Source organism: Rhodococcus sp. OS5, from assembly GCF_056837585.1.
Window position 1 is genome coordinate 323,371 of record NZ_CM166368.1, and the last position, 16,540, is coordinate 339,910.

Below are 16,540 nucleotides of genomic sequence, written 5' to 3' on the forward strand. Positions count from 1 at the left end.
CGACCCCGCTCGGCTCACTTCACGGTGAGGATGACCTTGCCTACGGTTTCCGGCGAATCCAGCAATTGATGGGCTAATGGCGCCTCGGTGATCGGAAGTTCGGTCGACACGATCGGTTGGACCGATCCGTCTGCGATCAGCGGCCACAGCTTCGCGCGGACGTCGGCGACGATGTCCGCTTTACCGCCCGGGCCGGTGAGCGGACGCCCGCGCAGGCCTGTGGACGTGATGTTTCCGCGCTTTCCCATCAGCTTGGCGATGTCGACTTCACCCTTGCGGCCACCCTGCATTCCGATGATCACGACGTGGCCGTCCATGGCGAGTGCGTCGACGTTGCGCCCGAGGTACGACGCTCCCATGTTGTCCAGAACCACGTCGGCGCCGTGGTTGTCGGTGGCTTCGGCGAGTGATGCTACGAAGTCGCTGTCGCGATAGTTGATGAGAATATCCGCGCCCAATTCGCGGCAGCGGTTCAATTTGTCCTCCGAACCCGCGGTAACTGCGACGCGGGCGCCGAGGGCTTTGCCGACCTGGATGGCGTGGGTGCCGATTCCGCCGCCACCGCCATGGACGAGGAGGACCTGTCCGCGTCGAAGACCTCCGCGCATCACGACGTTGGACCACACCGTGCACGCAACTTCCGGCAGGGACGCTGCGACCCGGAGATCGACGCCAGCGGGAACCGGGAGAAGTTGTGTTGCCGGGACCGCAACCTTCTCGGCGTAGCCGCCGCCGGCCAGCAATGCGCAGACTTCGTCGCCGACGGACCAACCGGTGACGTCTTCGCCGAGCTCGGTGATCACACCCGAGCATTCGAGGCCGAGAATGTCACTCGCGCCGGGCGGCGGCGGGTAGAAGCCTTGACGTTGGAGCAGGTCGGCGCGGTTGACCGCGGTTGCGGCGACCTCGACGAGTACGTGCCCGCGAGGTAGTTCAGGATCGGGCTGCTGCGCCCATTTCATGACCTCGGGACCGCCGGGCTGATCGATCGTTATGGCGTACATGGATACGACGCTAGCGAATCTCCCCGCTGACGGGTGTTTTGCCGCTACCGTCGCGGACGTGACTTACTTCGGGAACATGCAGAACGAGATCTATCTGACGGGACTGAGCGGCGCGAAGCCGGCTTTGCCGATGACTGCGGCGGGCTTGGAAGATGCCGCGCGCGAGCAACTCTCACCGGAGGCCTTCGGGTACATCGCCGGTAGCGCGTCGACCGAACGAACCGCGGAGTCGAATCTGCGTGCGTTCGACAAGCATGCGATCGTGCCGCGGATGTTGCGGGGGACTGCGGCGCCGGACGCACGCGATCTGAGCGTCGAGGTGTTGGGGACGCGGTTGGCTGCACCGATCCTGACGGCTCCGGTGGGCGTGCTCGGCTTGGTCCACGACGACGCCGAGGTTGCGGTCGGTTCGGTCACTGCCGAGTTGGGGATCGGATCGATTCTCTCGACGGCGGCATCCTCGACCATCGAAGACGTAGCGGCGGCCTCGGGCGATAACTGGTGGTACCAGCTGTACTGGCCGGCCGACGACGAGCTTGCCGAGTCGTTTGTCCGTCGAGCGGAGACGGCGGGCGCGAAGGCTATCGTCCTGACTGCCGACACTCCCGGTATGGGTTGGCGTCCAAGGGATCTCGAACTCGGTCACCTTCCGTTCCTGCAGGCGAAAGGTATTGCCAACTATCTGTCGGATCCGGTGTTCCGCGCCAAATTGGCGACGCCTCCCGAGGAGAGTGCAGAAGCCCTGCAGATCGCGGTTCTCACGTGGGTGTCGTTGTTCGGTAACCATGCGGTGCGGATCGCGGATATCGCGAAACTTCGCCAGTGGACGACACTTCCGATCGCAGTGAAGGGAATTGTCCATCCCGACGACGCACGTGAGGCCGTCGCGGCCGGCGCCAACGGCATCGTCGTGAGCAACCATGGTGGGCGTCAGGTCGACGGGTCGATTTCGGCACTCGATGCTCTCGGTCCCGTCGCTGATGCGGTGGGGGATGAGGTGGACATCCTGATGGACTCCGGAATTCGTTGTGGTGCAGACGTAATCAAGGCTCTGGCCTTGGGTGCCGATGCAGTGCTGTACGGGCGGCCGTGGGTGTACGGGTTGGGATTGGCCGGAGCGGACGGAGTGCGTCATGCGCTCCGGAGTCTCTTGGCCGACCTGGATCTCACCATGGGACTGGCGGGGCTGGCATCGGTCGCCGAAATCGATCGTTCGATCCTGATGTCCAATTCGTGACTTTAGGGTGAGTCTTACTGTGACGGGCGGACACAGGTCTAAACTTGGAACCTGTGACAGCTGAAGCGACAACCGAGGAGACATCGCAGGCGGCGCACGGTGAGACACCGTGGCTGACGCCGTGCGAGATGCGTGCATGGCGCGGCTACATGGACGGTAATCAGCGCCTCATGGAGGTTCTCAACCGCGAACTGCAGGATTCACACGACCTGTCGTTGGCCGATTACCGCATTTTGGTCATGCTCTCGGAGTCAGCTGACGGGTCGTTGCGGATGAGTGACCTGGCAGACGGCGTGCTGTCTTCGCGGAGCCGCCTGACGCACCAGATCAGGCGGATGGAATCTCAGGGCATCGTCGTGCGAGACACTTGCGTCGAAGATGGTCGCGGCGTGCTCGCTCGGATCACGGAAGAGGGTAGGCGTCGCCTCGCCGAGGCAGCGCCTACTCACGTGGCCGGAGTGCGGAACAATCTGGTCGATCTGCTGACTCCCCAGGAACTGGACGTGCTGGCAGACGTCTTCGAGAAGGTCGACAAAGCCATCGGCGAGCGCTGACTCCGGAGCCGTTTTCGCGGTCCGTGGGAACACCCGATAGGATCGCCCACGGAAGCGTGGCAGAGCGGCCGAATGCACTCGCCTTGAAAGCGAGCGTGGCGTTAAACCCACCGGGGGTTCAAATCCCTCCGCTTCCGCAGATGCCCCTCACTTGTTCATACAGGTGAGGGGCCTTTTCGTGTCCGATCGTGCCAAGATCGCCGTCGACGAGGTCCGCGTCGGCGTAGAGCGACGTCGCTGCAGTTCCTTCGAGAGCTGGATCCAGCCTTTGACAGCGGGATGATCGTTCTTGTCGGGGACTTCCCGCAATCTCGCAACCACTCCACCGCCCCAGTTCCGTCCGAAATGAATGACTAGCCATGCCCCCCCAAAAAAGGACTCAGGCGGCGTTACGCATTCATCGAATCTCTGATTCCGGTGCGTTCCACGCGTCGCAGGAGCTGAGTCCCTCCTGCATTCCTCGGTTGAACCACATTCTGTTGTTGGCCTGACTCGGGTGGGTGTCTTCGGGGTCTTCGCCGGGGATGTCGATGTCGTCTTCTTGTACTGACAGTTCGGCGAGGTAGGGCAGGATGTGATTGGCGCTGACGCCGGACAGGCATTCAGCTTGAGCTTCCAGGCGTTTGGTCATCAACATCACCTCGCGGTGATCGTTTTCCCGCGCGGCCAATGACGACAGCTGCGATTCGATCCCCATCGCCTCCTGAAGGTGATGTCCGTATTCGTGGGTGGCGACTCTGACGAGGTCGAGTTCGTTGAAACTGTCGTACGTCCAGATGCGGATGGTCTGGTTTCTGGGGCAGTAGAAACTGATCCCGTAGACGTCTGCGCCTTCTCCGCAGAGGATGGGTGCATCGTCGCCTTCGAGGCGCATGTCGACGTGAGGTGTCACGAGGTTGCCGCCTCTGAGTTCTCTGTCGACAGCGGGGCTCCACATCTCGTCCAGGCAGGCCATCACCCCTTCCGCATACCTCTTTTGACGGGTGATGTCGCCGCGCCAATCGACTGGCGTGCAGTCGATCTCCGGGAACTGCATATCCGTGTCGGTCAATCGTTGGCTGGTTTCGGCGACCGCTTCATATGACGGCAGCACCCGTTTCACCGCGGAGGCGGCGAGATTGACCCCGACCACCAGGACGACGACCAGCCCGACCGCGGTGGCGGTCACGATGATCGCTATCTCTTTTCGAGTCCAGCTCATTCGTTCGCCTCAGGGGTCGGTTGTGGATGCGTTATTACGCAGCGGCACAGGGAATTCCCGCACGCATCGGTGCCCGATTGCAGTCCTCGCAAAAGTCGTCCGGGATAACGTCGCCTGTTCAACACTCGGCGACGAACGTGGCCACGGGAAACGAAAAATACTCCGCCCCGCCACAGGAAGAGCGAAGCATCAATTCGACGGCGGAGGGTATTACCAGTTCTGAATGAAGAAGAACTGCTGTGAACCCCTCGCCGGGTTGAGTACGCCGAGAGAAATTTCTCCACCACGGGAGGCTGCTTCGTTGGCGAACTGGTCGAGACGTCCCCAGACGACGTTGGGGCCGCTCTCGAAGCGCGATCCTGGTGCGAGGCGCACGCCGATCTGGGTGGAGTTAGTGATGCTTTCGATCGCAGCGCCGGCATTGAGCTGGCCGAACAATGCCGTCTCACCCTGGTTCAGCTGCACGCCGATGCGCCCGTTGTCGGCGATCGGAGTAACAGCTGATGCTGCGCCCGCGCCGCTGAGTGCGATGGCTGCGATACCGGCAGGTATCAATGCGGCCGCGGTAATCATCCTGCGTAGGTGCGTCATTCGGCTTCTCCCTCGTCGGTGGCCCACTCGAGTTGGCGCCTCCACGGGCCGCTTTGTCTGATTCTTCCGGTAACAGTCAACGACATGTCGCAAACAATGAGCAATCCATTGGGTTGGTTTGAGATGCAGCTCACTACTGGAAATCCGTTGAAGAATAAACTGTTTCAGTGAAACTGCTGGTCAAGATCGTGAATGCCAGAGAGGCGCGCGGGCTGTCGTTACGTTTCCGTTACTGCTCGGTCTGGCTGCGAGAAGGACACGCACTCGGTCACCCAGAAACGCTGCGGCACAGGAATTGTCAGAGCAAGAACCCGCGCAGAGGGTCCTCCGCAGTTGAGCGCCACTGTCAAGCGGTCTTTCATTCTTCGAGGGCGCGCTGCTTCGGCAGTGGGCTCTCGACTGTCAGAACCGCACGGTGAATACCACGTGGCGATGCTCTCGGTCCGCGCGCTGGAAAAAGTCCGCCACTTCCTGAAGCCAGCCCCAGGCGTACCCGCGCTCGTCGGAGCCGTATTCCGGGTTGCGGTCGTCGAGCGGCATCGCGTCGTAGCGCACGCCGAACTCGGATTCGGTGATTTCCGCCAGGTACGAGGAGACTTCGGCGACCCGATCGGGTGCGAGGTAGGTGACGAGTTGGTCGTCGGTGTCGGTGTTGAGATCTTCGTCCCCCAAGATCACGCCGTAGGCCGGCCAGTTCTCGGACACGCGCTCGTACCCCGTGCTGGAGAGGGCGCACAGGATCGGATCCCACGCCTTGTCCGTGTCGCACGAGAACTCGGATCGGCCCGTCTCCTCGATGTCCTCGACCACAGCGCCGAGTTTGTCGTCGTCGCCGCGCGCGTCCAGAAGTTCCGCTGCCACGCTGTCTGACAGCGCGAAATGCACCCCAAGTTCCATGGCGTGATGCTAACGGCCGACCTTGCCGCCGTCCCGCCGTCACTACGGGACGAATCGCCTCAGGTAACGATCCTGCTCTAACTCCGACCGAAGTTACCCATGGTGGGCCGGCTGTCGTACATACTTCATCGGTGATTCCGACAAAACGGACCGGCCTTTCGGTTGTATCGCTGGTGATCCTCGTCGTCGCGGGGTTGCTGGTCGCAGCCCCTGCCAGCAGCGCCGCGCCGCCGCCTGACTGGAAATACACAATGGTGGCGTTCAGCAATGCCAGCGACCGTGACATGGATGTCTACGAGTCGGCTGACGGCACCGGCTTTCAACTCGTCCAGCAGTCGGCGTACAGGCCGCCATCTGGGCTCGTGCGTGATCCGAGCATCTTCCGGAACACGGACGGGTTGTACTACCTCACCTACACGACGGGTGGTGGGGCGAACATCGGGTTTGCACGCAGCAGCGACCGCATCAACTGGACGCCGCTGGGGAACTATCCGGTTCCGTTTTGCTGCGCCTTGATGCCTGGTACGGGAGATGGCACCGGTTCTGCGAGCCCCCCGGGCTTCTCGGGTTCGGCTGGTTTCAGCGACGGACCGTCGCTGTCACCATTCGTCACCAAGGCCTGGGCGCCTGAATGGTTTGTGGACGGCGATCGCGTCAACGTCATCCTGTCGATGTCGACCGGTGGAGGATTTGTGCCGTATCTGATGACGGCGTTGGAACCGTCGCTCCGGTTGTGGAGCCCGCCTGTTCCGCTCGCCGGGATCGGTGCGGACCACATCGACACCACCGTGGTCAAAGTTGGATCGACCTATCATGCGTTCACCAAGAACGAGACGAGGAAGGTCGTCGAGCATGCGGTCGCTCCTTCGGTGACGGGACCTTATTCGTTTGTCCCGCCCGGGAATTGGGGTTCGCTTGTCGAAGGTCCGGCCGTGGTTCAGTTGCCGAGCGGCGACTGGCGGATCTATCTCGACGCCTATACCGAAGGAAAGTATCTCTACTCCGACAGCACGGACGGGCTGAACACCTGGTCTCCTGTGCAAGAGGTTCCTGGGGTGTCCGGGACTGCACGGCATCTCGGCATCATGAGAGAACCGGCATAACTTTCGACCCCGAGTTGGTAAGGCTCTGATCAAGGACTCCGGTCTTGGTCAGAGCCTTTTCTCGTACTTGCGTACTACTTGTGTGCGTCGCCTGCGCTAATCAGTGATTGACAAGCTAACGATGCGATGCCAGTGGGTCCGACGAGTTCGCGCCGACCACGAAGTGAGTATCTCCGCGTGAGCTGTGCAGAGTTGCGCTCCCAGGCCCCGCTCGGGCGCCGTACTTCACGATTGATTGCCAAGTAATGCCTGTTAGTTTCATATTCAAGTACGCGCACTGGCTTGATGCCCGCACTTTCGGTCTCCAACTGCTCTGAGGCCCGCGAAATGCGGATTCAATTCGATTTGCCGCACTGTTTCTGAGGGATCTTCTCGTCCGTAACGGTGACCTTGCTCATAGTAGGACCTAGGTCCTTTTCGCTGCTGATAAGCCTGTCGATATATATCTGTTACCGAAAGTTCACCCTAAATCCAAGATGGGGGAGATGGCGCGCTGGCGGGCAAACAGGACGATTGGTACCGTCCGGTAACTAATTCAGTTAGTTGTCGGCTACCGCTCTGGTTGCTGTGTCACGTGGAGGAGCAGTTCATGTCGATCGAATCGCAAAACGGCGTATCCCACCGTCGATCGAGGGCCGCGGTAGGGCTCGCGGCGTGTGCGGTTGCCGCGCTGTCGTCGGGTGTGGTCTTCGCAGGGAGCGCATCGGCAACGCCGACGGCGTTGGCGGACAAATTCGCGAGCACGGTCACCGATGACGGCTGGTCGTTGGATCTTGCCGCCACGAAACTGTCGGCGAATCCGGTGCCGAATCTGGCGACGACGGCGTTCACTCGTGAGGGGTTCGTGTCGGCGAAGGTGACCGGCACGATCGGTGGTGCGGGCGATTCGGCGGTGAAGACCGGTTATGTCGAGCAGGGATTGCAGATCGGCTGCCAGATCGATGTCTCCTCCGGACTTGGCTTGGGGCTTGGCTTTTCGCTCGGCCCGTCTGTCGGTGTGAGTATTTCGGGTGTCCCGTCGGCGAACGTGGGTGTGAATGCGTCGGTGAATCCGAGTATTCAGTCGACGATTGCGCCGGGCACGATCACGACGATTCCGTTGGGGAAGAAGGATCTCGAGTCGTCGAAGGCGTCGATCACGGCAGAGAACGTGCACGTGAAGGTTGATGCGTGCATGGGGCCGGTGACGATCCGCTCGTACGCACAACTCTCGGTGTCGACGGCGACGTCCGACAACACGTTGTTCGTGTACTCCGATACCACCTGGCTCTAACCCACGCAGCCGTCGTCAGCGCTGCTGGCGACTATTCCCGATCCGCCCCGTCCAGGGGTGGTTACTCATCACGCCCACAAAGGAGAAATCATGAAGATTCGTACCTTGGCCACTGCCGGAACTCTCACCGCAGGTATCGCCCTGATCGGTGTTCTCTGCGCCGGCGTGGCATCTGCCGCAACTCCGATCGTCGAACCGGAACATGGCCGGATCGGTCTGTCGCTCTCGAATGCGGAAACCGCGGCATTGGCGGCGAGCCCGATTCCTGATGCGATTGCGAACATCGTTCCAGGTTCGCTGAGGGGGGTCTGGTTGGCGCCTGGTTCCGCGATAACTGTTACCGATGGCAAGGTCGACGCCCTCGAAGGAGCTGTGCTCGGTGAAGCAGCCGCGCGTGGTGGGCATGCCAATGTCTTTGTCTCCGACCCGAATCACCCCGCCAGTGAGGGGCACATAGTGCTGACGGAGCAGTACTGGAACTGATACCAGGCCGAACGTCGGCGACCCGTTGTCCCCGCTCTCCCTTCCCATTTGGAGTTCCAGTCATGACCGTCAACAACGCCGAACGCCGCAGTGTCCAACCGGAACCCGCTGCCGTCGATAGGAAAGACGTTGCAGACGTTGATGACTGGGATCCGGACAGTGAACTCAGTCCACTCTCCAAGGCTGTGATCGCTACGGCAGTTGGACTGGGGTTGCTGATCGCGGCATTCGCGGTGATCGGGAAGCTCGCCGGCTGGGCGAACGACTACGGGACGATCCTGGTTTACCTGGCGTTCTTCTTGTGGATGTCGATCTCCGGACGGTTGTTCTGTTGGGGCGCAGACAAACTCATCGCGCTACTCCGAACGAAGAAGAGTGACAATCGTGGTGCGCACCGGTGAAGTCCGGTAGACGATTTCGCCGGACTCTCGCGGGAGTGCTTGCCGCTGGGGCGCTGTTGACCGGAGCGGCCGGAGCGATCGGTGCGGGAATTGCACTCTCCGCCGCTCCGGCGAATGCGACGCCGGAAGAAGACTGCGCGGCGGTGCGGGCACGTGATCATCAGATCTACCTGAATCTCATTGCGTCGCTGCCACCTGGTGCACCCATCCCGCCAGAGATCATCAACCCGTGCCTGAGTGCGCCGTCCACGACGGCGACAGTTGCGCCGACGACCACGGTCGGGCTCCCCGGTGCGCAGGCTCCAGGCGGTGGCCCGGATGTCGGCGCGAATGCTCCGACGAACTTTCCCACCTACAACGGCACCCCCATCGTCCCTGTGCCGACGATCGAGGTTCCGCCCATTACTTCCGAGTCCCCGGCCTCGGAAACTGGTGTCGGTGCATTCCCCAATGCATCGGCATCAGCGGTTCCCTCACCCACACCCACCCCGGGTGAGGGAACCACCACCGATCGTGGTCCCGGACCGATCCCCGCGGATTCGGATTCGAATATCGCACCGGCCCAAACGGTTCCGGACCTGGCAGCGGATGTTTTCACCGCCGGGGAGGACTCGGGCCGTGACCGGTATCTCGAACTGGTCCTCGTCGGGGCCGCGGCGTTCACCGCTGCGGGTATGAGAGTGAGGGGGCGGCCGGGACCGTTCAGTGCGCGTGTGAGCGCGCGTCCGTGGGAGTCGGTTCTCTCCCAGGTAGTCGGTACGGTCGCGAAACCGTTCATGCCGTATTTCGTCGGCGGTCAGGACGTCGTGGTCATCCCCGACCCAGGTGGCGGACAACGCACCATCTTCCTCATTCACGACGAAACCTCCTCGCATGAAGCTCAAATGGTGGTCGACGTACCACCCGGCGGACACATGAGCATCAACGACGACGGGTCCGTCGGTGTCTACGACGCGAACGGAGACTTGCAGGGCACCGTTGCCGCTGCGTGGGCGTACGACGTCAACGGCGATCCGGTTCCCACCTACTACGAGATCCGTGACGGCAAGCTCTACCAAATCGTGGTCCCCACCCCGGGCGTCATCTACCCGGTCACTGCTGACGGCCCCTACGGCGGCAGCGACCCGGTCACCGGACGAGACGTCACCGCTACACCCCTTCAAGGCGGCGGTGAGGTCGTCAACCAGTCCGGCGGACCGGTCATGGTCAACGTCCCGACAGACTCCCCCTACAACGACGTCGGCGGGATCGACCCACTGGGCAATCTCGACATGGATCCGCCGACGCAGCCGGCACCGACAACGCCTCTGCCGTTCGATATCGGATCGCCGACCGACTCGGGCACCGATACGAGCGAGCCTCCGTGGAACCCACTCGACAACCTCGACATGGACGCCCCGACGCAGCCGGCACCGACAACACCACTGCCGTTCGATATCGGATCGCCGACCGACTCGGGCACCGATACACCCGGGGGTACAGCGAGCGAGCCTCCGTGGAACCCACTCGACAACCTCGACATGGAAACGCAGACGCAGCCAGATCCTCCAATGGAATTACCATTCGGGATCTTTGACTCTGATCCCAACAACGGTTTGATCGGCCCCGCGCAGAGGGCCGCGAACCAACGGGCGCTCGCCCATGGCGACGTACCTGCTGACTTCACTGGCAACGTCCCTCTGACCGCACAGCAACAACTTGACGACCTGCAATGGCAGGTGGATCAGATGCGAGACCGCGGCTATACAGATTCCGAGATCGCAACTGTCTTGAGTAAAGGCAGCACCGCGCTCGGTGGCCCCGCCTCGGGCTTGCAATCTGCGGGCGCCCTTGCGAACACCGGTGTGCATCATGCTGGTTCGCTCCCGAGCGCTGCGCAGGCCGCTCGGTCGGCGGCAGTGGGTACTGTTTTAAGCAGATTATCGGTGGCAGTTGAGGTTGCCTCGGGTGTCATCAAGTGGCGCGAAGGCGCGCCACGTGGCGAAACTGTGGGAAATTCCGGTGGCGCAATCGCATTGGGATGGGCAGGCGGCAAAGGTGGCGCCGCACTCGGCGGGTTTCTCGGCGGCCCGATAGGTGCCGCAGTCGGGGGCGGAATCGGTGCAATCGGAGGATCGCTACTCGGGGCATACTTGGGTACCCGGGCAGGCCGATCATTTGATTGAAGCCTTAGACAATGATCGATCGCTCCAAGAGAAGGGACTGAGACCGTGCATTACCTGCTGATCGCTGCCATTGCATTCTGCCTAGCCTCGGGGGTGCTGTCGGCGCTTGATGCCGCAGCAGGCAATCCGATGCGGGGCGCGATAACCTTGGCCGTTTCGTTGACGGCTGCGAGTGGGATGGTGTTCCTCGTGACTGACAATTCGACCACCCGGATCGGCGCTGTCGCGGGCACTGCGGCGGTCCTCGTTTTGCGTTTTCTCCCGAAGAGTTCCATATACCGACGACACACCGTTCCTCAAGCGGAACCGGCACCATGACCACCTTTTATGCGATTTGTGCGATTGCTGCAGGGGCTGTGGCGTTGATCGTATCTACGCCCTACGTGATGTACCGCAGTCATGCGAGAACGATTTACTGGAGTTCGTCGATCCTTACCATCGTTTTCGCTTGGCTCACCGCTCCACAGCGGTCGATTCTCGGACCTGTCCTCTTGTGCGGTTTCGCTGCTGTGTTCGTGGCGTGGTGGTGGACCCCCTTCCTCACGCGAAGGCATCCCACCGGATTCAACGATGTTTTCGGTGCTTGGCTGACACGGGCGCTCTACCGCGAGCAGAAGGATGCACCTCCGGTAAACAGGTACGACAAATTGCACTACAAAGACACTGACCGCCAAGCACGAGATACCGATTCTGACGGAAATCAGGTCAACACCTGAGCCGGCGCGTAGAGCGCTTTGTCCTTGATACCACCCTCGCGCGTACCCGAACAGCTTGTAGTGAGATGCCGTGGGAAACAGTACTTTCCACATGGCGGCGTACACCTGCCCGGTCTGCGTAAGCTGTACAGTAACCAGGATGATCGATGGCTCGAAGCTGCTCTTCGCGCAGCCCAATTCAGTAGCTGTCAGCGCCATCGCGAGCGGTAGTCCTCTTCCCCTAGTCCCTGCAGCTCATCCCATTTTTCGAGCATCCGCCTCGTCTGGATAGTTAATGATATCTAATATATTGAATGGAGTTCAGTAGTGGATCTGGTCAAGATTTCGCGGTGTGTCGACTCGCCCGTGCTTGCGGAGATTGACGACTTGACACCACTTGAACGTATGGCGCTTCCGAATTATTGGTTGGATGCACTAAATGGTGACGTTGCAGCTCGAATTTCTGGGATATTGGACCAATGGGACGTATTTGGGCGACCGATATTGGGCGACACTTACAGAAACATTAAAGATAATCTATCTGATGTGCGGTTGCTCAGGTCTGAAAATAGGTTCTTTCTTCTATATAAAATTAAAATGGCAGACGGGACCGATCTCTACTATTTGGGTACGCCACCGGTAGTGGATGGTGATGAACTTTCAGGGTATTGGAATAAATTCCCCTCCAGTCTAAAGAATTTCTATTCAAATTTGCACAACGGTTGGTACTATATTGCCGGTAAGACTGTCGGGCCACTGCCTCTTGAAGATATGTTTCGAATTGACAGCTTTGAATGGTCTATTCTGGACGGGCTGTCCCCTGAAGAGTACCCAGATCCGGCTCGTTGCATCGCGACATTCAGATCGGGCGGCGGCGGTTATCTTTGCTTGTACTTTGGTGAGGAATCGACAAGGGGTGTTGTGTGGTCATTGACGGAACCCCCTGAACTGGTCGATTACTCCACTTACCTTGATATCTGGACCAACGTCGGACTCGGTGCCTAGAGCCTGCGCCTTGGATAGCCAGACTGGAGACAGTCTAAGCAATTTGTGTGCGGTCTTGCCCCACGTGGCACGTGCCTCGGATCCAGTCTCCAAAGAGCAGATGATCAATTTGTCTGACCAAAAGGGATCTCGAGGTCATGATCGGTTTCGGGGGTACCTCACGCATCGACTCGTTTTCCTGCACCATTGCCGACGAATCGCTGATTGCGCTGGCGTTAAGGGTCGTACGGGGGCAGGCCGATATCTGGGCCTCTCGTGTCACCGTGCTCTACCACCGGACCGAATCATCGCCTCAGCGCAACGTACCCGGCGACGCGATCGTGGGCAGTTCGGGCTCGGTGGAGCATCGGCGACTACCGGCACCTTCAGAATCGGTCGAAAGGTGAGGTGGAGGTGGGATGGGAAACATACTTCCATTCAGGAGTTACGTTCGATCGCAGCAAACTCCCCCAATCTGCGGTGGTGGAGGAACTGCCCATTGGCACGTTGGTTCGGTTGGGGGACAAGCCAATGGAGGTCGCTGCCGCCGACATCGTGGCGGTGCGGGCGGCGTTGGGTTATCCGGTGTAGGCCACGCAACGGGTCCGGAGTTCACCATTGCATCAGACGGCGAGAAATGTGTTAACCGGATGGCCTGCTTCGCCTTTCGATAGTATTGCCAGATGGCATCCCGAATCGACTTGCTCGCGTGGCTCCTCGATTCGGATCCAGCGATTCGGTGGCAGGTGGAGCGCGACCTGGTGAACGAAGCGCCCACTGTGTGGGCGGCGACGCGCGCGTCGATCGCCACCGAAGGATTTGGTGCACGCCTGCTTTCATTGCAGGACCGAGACGGCCAATGGGCGGGTGGGGCGTTCTTCCCGGCTGAATTCGACTTTGCGGGACCCGAAGCAGCAGAACAAAGTTCGCAACCCTGGACGGCAACAACCTGGACGCTCAACTCATTGCGGGAGTGGGGCCTCGACGCCAGTGTTCTGCGGGAGCGTCGTACCGCAGAACTGCTCGCGGAGAACTGTCGCTGGGAGTACGAGGGCCGGCCGTACTGGGACGGTGAGGTCGATTGCTGCATCAACGCCTGGACGGTGGCAAACGGTGTGTGGCTCGACATGCGCGTTGATGAACTGGCTGATTGGTTTGTGCGGCATCAACTTCCGGATGGTGGTTGGAACTGCGAGTGGATCGAAGGTTCGACCCGATCGTCGTTCCATTCGACCCTCAATTCACTCAAAGGGCTTCTCGCGTACGAGATCGCGACCGGGGGAACAATTGAGACGCGCGCGGCTCGACGATCCGGTGAGGAATTCTTGCTGCAGCGCGGTCTGTTCCGGAGACTCTCGACCGGGGAACCGGTGGGGGACTGGATCGGCCGGTTCGCGTACCCGTTCCGGTGGCGTTACAACGTGCTCAACGCAGCCGACTACTTCCGCGAAGCGTCGTTGTCGGATGGAAATGAGCCTGATCCGCGAATGGCGGACGCGATCGAGATGATCCGGGCCGCTCGAGCCTCGGATGGGACGTGGCTCCAGGCCGGTCGCCAACCGGGGCGGGTGTGGTTCGAGGTCGACACAAAGGCGGGGGAGCCGTCGAAGTGGCTGACTTTGTCCGGCATCCGAGTGCTCGCCTGGTGGGATCAATCCTCCCCTCTAGGTTCTGCATAACAAAATAGTTACAGCGAAAATTATTTCACCTTTAAAGGTTATCGAAAGGTGATCTTCGACTTTCCGGTCGAAATATCCAGTACGGATGAAGAACATATTAACGACAGGATTGCCCTCAGTGCGGTGAAGGTTAATCATCTGAACAGGTGAGAAGATGTTCGGTGAAATTACCTACCCGATTGGATAGGCGGGTCACCGACGTTGGTAATCGCATAAGGTGCTCGCGATTGTCTTGGTTAGGGAGCTAAGTCCCGAGCTGGAAACGGCATTTCTGCTCCGAAAGTGGCGCTCACCTGCGGCTAAGTTCCCCATTTTGCAGGACTTAAACCACTTTCGGCGAGATTTAGTCTCGCAATTGTAGGTTGTGGAGCGTCCGCAATGTTTAGGCAAAGTCCCATCTTTTCCCAGAACAATGCTCTACTAAACGTGAAAACCGGATGTTCCCCCGATTTTGCTGAGAAGGTGCAACTATGGGGCGTAGCGTAACTGTCGCAGCGAACCGGAACATCGCGAATTGCTGCTCTAACCAATGACTTTGTTCAGGTCCGAATAATGCTCGGAGGTCGTCGATGTCGATGGAAATGGTGTTAGCCGAAGCAGTGATAGACAGTGGGGACACGGCGTGGGTGCTGATCTCCGCGGGTCTGGTTCTCTTCATGGTTCCCGGACTCGCCTTCTTCTACGCCGGTCTGGTGCGTGGTAGCAGTGCGCTCGTCATGTTGCAGCAGAACCTCGTCCCACTCGGACTCGTCTCGATTACCTGGGTCGTGTTCGGATACAGCTTCGCGTTCAGTGGAGACTGGGGTTCCGGCTTCCTCGGTGACCTCAAATTGTTCGGCTTGCAGGACATACACACTGCCGCCGCCCCGGGCTTCCACCTGATCGAAGGTGCAGTCGCGGTACCGACTCTGGCGTTCGTGGTCTATCAGATGATGTTCGCGATCATCACGCCTGCGCTGATCACCGGTGCGACCGCAAACCGGCTCAAGCCCTTGGGCTGGGCCGTTCTGCTCGTGCTGTGGTCGATCATCGTCTACCCCCCGATTGCGCACTGGCTCTTCAATCCCGAAGGCTGGTTGGCGCTCCGCGGAGCTCAGGACTGGGCCGGCGGAATTGTCGTCCACGCATCCGCCGGCGCCGCCGCCCTGGCAATCTTGCTGGTGGTCGGTAAACGTCCGGGATGGCCCAACGCCGAGGCAGTCCCGCACTCGGTGCCTCTGGCGTTGATCGGCGCAGGCATACTGTGGTTCGGCTGGTTCGGATTCAACGCAGGCGACGGATTGGCCGCCGATGGTGTTGCGGCACAAGCCTTGATGAACACTCACATCGCCGCAGCGGGCGGTATGGTCGTCTGGCTCGTCATCGAAAGGTACACCGAGGGCAAGGCCACGGCGATCGGCGGAATCACCGGCGCGGTAGCCGGTCTCGCGACCGTCACCCCTTGCGCCGGCTTCGTCAGCACCTTCTCCGCGTTGGCGATCGGCGCGCTTGCCGGACTGGTCTGCCACTTCGCGCTCGCGCTCAAGTCGATCTTCAAGTTCGACGACGCGCTCGACGTCATCGCGGTCCACTTCATCGGCGGCATCCTCGGTTCACTCCTTCTCGGTTTGTTCGGCGAAAAAGCCATCAATTCGATCGGCCGCGACGGACTCTTCTTCGGCGGCGGGGCAGGACTACTCGGCGAGCAGGCGCTGGCGTTGATCGTCGTCATCGCTTTCTCGTTCGTGGTGACCTGGCTGATCGCCACGGGCATCGAGAAGACCATCGGTCTCAAGCTGGCCCCGAAAGACCAGGTGGACATCGACCGTCGTCAGCAAGGCATGGACGCATACCGCTACAACGCCGCATTCGTGGACGCGGGTGGTGCGCCGCAGACCAGCGGGTTCGACTCGGGGGTCCTGGTCGAGGGGGCAAAACTCGTTCCGAACCTCGGCGCCCCGAAGCACGAACTCATCACCGCGGTATTGCAGACCATCGAGTCCGAGAAGCTACGGGAGGCGCTGCTGGCTGCCGGAGCGGAGTCGATAGTCGTATCGGAAGCGCATGTCTCCGCGAGTGACTCGGCCTCGCTCAAGTTCCGCGGACAACGCAACGACGTCGTGTTCACCGAGCGGTTGCGTGTCGAGGTGCTGGTCGCCTCGGAACATGCCCAGGCAGTTCTGGACGCGATCAACGAGTACTCGGGCGGCAGGAGGAGCGGTTTCGTCCAGCAAGCGGCCGAACCTCTCACCGAAGCGACGGAACAGGGGAGCTGACATGTATTCGACGACAGG

Annotated in this window: 15 protein-coding genes, 1 tRNA gene and 1 pseudogene; 13 read left to right on the forward strand and 4 right to left on the reverse strand. The window is 60.6% G+C overall.

Going from position 1 to position 16,540, the window contains the following annotated elements:
- Positions 1-14 precede the first annotated feature (14 nt).
- Positions 15-1,004, reverse strand: a complete 990-nt coding sequence (locus tag ACVZUB_RS01495) for an NAD(P)H-quinone oxidoreductase (protein ID WP_007731765.1) — start codon at positions 1,002-1,004, stop codon at positions 15-17.
- Here ACVZUB_RS01495 and ACVZUB_RS01500 point away from each other — a divergent pair.
- From ACVZUB_RS01500 to ACVZUB_RS01510, 3 genes are all read left to right on the forward strand, one after another.
- Positions 1,003-2,241 carry a lactate 2-monooxygenase gene (locus tag ACVZUB_RS01500; RefSeq protein ID WP_054188648.1) on the forward strand — a complete coding sequence of 413 codons (1,239 nt, stop codon included), beginning with the start codon at positions 1,003-1,005 and terminating at the stop codon, positions 2,239-2,241. The two genes, ACVZUB_RS01495 and ACVZUB_RS01500, sit on opposite strands and share 2 nt — an antisense overlap.
- Before the next feature lie 128 nt (positions 2,242-2,369).
- Entirely contained in the window at positions 2,370-2,795 is a 426-nt protein-coding gene (locus ACVZUB_RS01505; protein WP_020968140.1) for a MarR family winged helix-turn-helix transcriptional regulator, read from the forward strand.
- Between the two features lie 50 nt (positions 2,796-2,845).
- A tRNA-Ser gene (locus ACVZUB_RS01510) sits at positions 2,846-2,932 on the forward strand.
- Between the two features lie 260 nt (positions 2,933-3,192).
- On the opposite strand, the gene ACVZUB_RS01515 is transcribed toward ACVZUB_RS01510, so the two are convergent.
- From ACVZUB_RS01515 to ACVZUB_RS01525, 3 genes are all read right to left on the reverse strand, one after another.
- Entirely contained in the window at positions 3,193-3,996 is an 804-nt protein-coding gene (locus ACVZUB_RS01515) for a neutral zinc metallopeptidase (RefSeq protein WP_338927048.1), read from the reverse strand.
- 210 nt (positions 3,997-4,206) lie between these two features.
- A complete protein-coding gene (locus tag ACVZUB_RS01520) occupies positions 4,207-4,587 on the reverse strand; it encodes a hypothetical protein (protein WP_020968146.1) in 381 nt (126 codons plus the stop codon).
- 402 nt (positions 4,588-4,989) lie between these two features.
- Positions 4,990-5,484, reverse strand: coding sequence for a DUF1877 family protein (locus ACVZUB_RS01525; RefSeq protein ID WP_064113896.1), 495 nt, complete (start codon positions 5,482-5,484; stop codon positions 4,990-4,992).
- Between the two features lie 251 nt (positions 5,485-5,735).
- On the opposite strand from ACVZUB_RS01525, the gene ACVZUB_RS01530 reads away from it, so the two are divergent.
- From ACVZUB_RS01530 to amt, 10 genes and pseudogenes are all read left to right on the forward strand, one after another.
- A complete protein-coding gene (locus tag ACVZUB_RS01530) occupies positions 5,736-6,587 on the forward strand; it encodes a glycoside hydrolase family 43 protein (RefSeq protein WP_003943973.1) in 852 nt (283 codons plus the stop codon).
- A gap of 589 nt (positions 6,588-7,176) precedes the next feature.
- A complete protein-coding gene (locus ACVZUB_RS01535; RefSeq protein ID WP_083058165.1) occupies positions 7,177-7,860 on the forward strand; it encodes an MspA family porin in 684 nt (227 codons plus the stop codon).
- Positions 7,861-7,950: 90 nt separating this feature from the next.
- Positions 7,951-8,343: a hypothetical protein gene (locus ACVZUB_RS01540; RefSeq protein ID WP_482628092.1), complete on the forward strand. Its 393-nt coding sequence runs from the start codon at positions 7,951-7,953 to the stop codon at positions 8,341-8,343.
- Positions 8,344-8,405: 62 nt separating this feature from the next.
- Entirely contained in the window at positions 8,406-8,744 is a 339-nt protein-coding gene (locus tag ACVZUB_RS01545; protein WP_312639403.1) for a hypothetical protein, read from the forward strand.
- On the forward strand, positions 8,741-10,909 hold the full coding sequence (locus tag ACVZUB_RS01550; RefSeq protein ID WP_482628093.1) for a hypothetical protein: 2,169 nt from the start codon (positions 8,741-8,743) through the stop codon (positions 10,907-10,909). The genes ACVZUB_RS01545 and ACVZUB_RS01550 overlap by 4 nt, the downstream gene beginning before the upstream one ends.
- A 314-nt stretch (positions 10,910-11,223) precedes the next feature.
- On the forward strand, positions 11,224-11,625 hold the full coding sequence (locus tag ACVZUB_RS01555; RefSeq protein WP_007731740.1) for a hypothetical protein: 402 nt from the start codon (positions 11,224-11,226) through the stop codon (positions 11,623-11,625).
- Positions 11,626-11,931: 306 nt separating this feature from the next.
- Entirely contained in the window at positions 11,932-12,609 is a 678-nt protein-coding gene (locus tag ACVZUB_RS01560) for an SMI1/KNR4 family protein (protein ID WP_054781775.1), read from the forward strand.
- Positions 12,610-12,939: 330 nt separating this feature from the next.
- Positions 12,940-13,179: pseudogene (locus tag ACVZUB_RS01565) on the forward strand (Imm52 family immunity protein); the annotation flags it as partial.
- A gap of 92 nt (positions 13,180-13,271) precedes the next feature.
- Entirely contained in the window at positions 13,272-14,267 is a 996-nt protein-coding gene (locus tag ACVZUB_RS01570; protein WP_209448258.1) for a prenyltransferase/squalene oxidase repeat-containing protein, read from the forward strand.
- 575 nt (positions 14,268-14,842) lie between these two features.
- Positions 14,843-16,522, forward strand: coding sequence for an ammonium transporter (gene amt, locus ACVZUB_RS01575; RefSeq protein WP_228117877.1), 1,680 nt, complete (start codon positions 14,843-14,845; stop codon positions 16,520-16,522).
- Positions 16,523-16,540 lie beyond the last annotated feature (18 nt).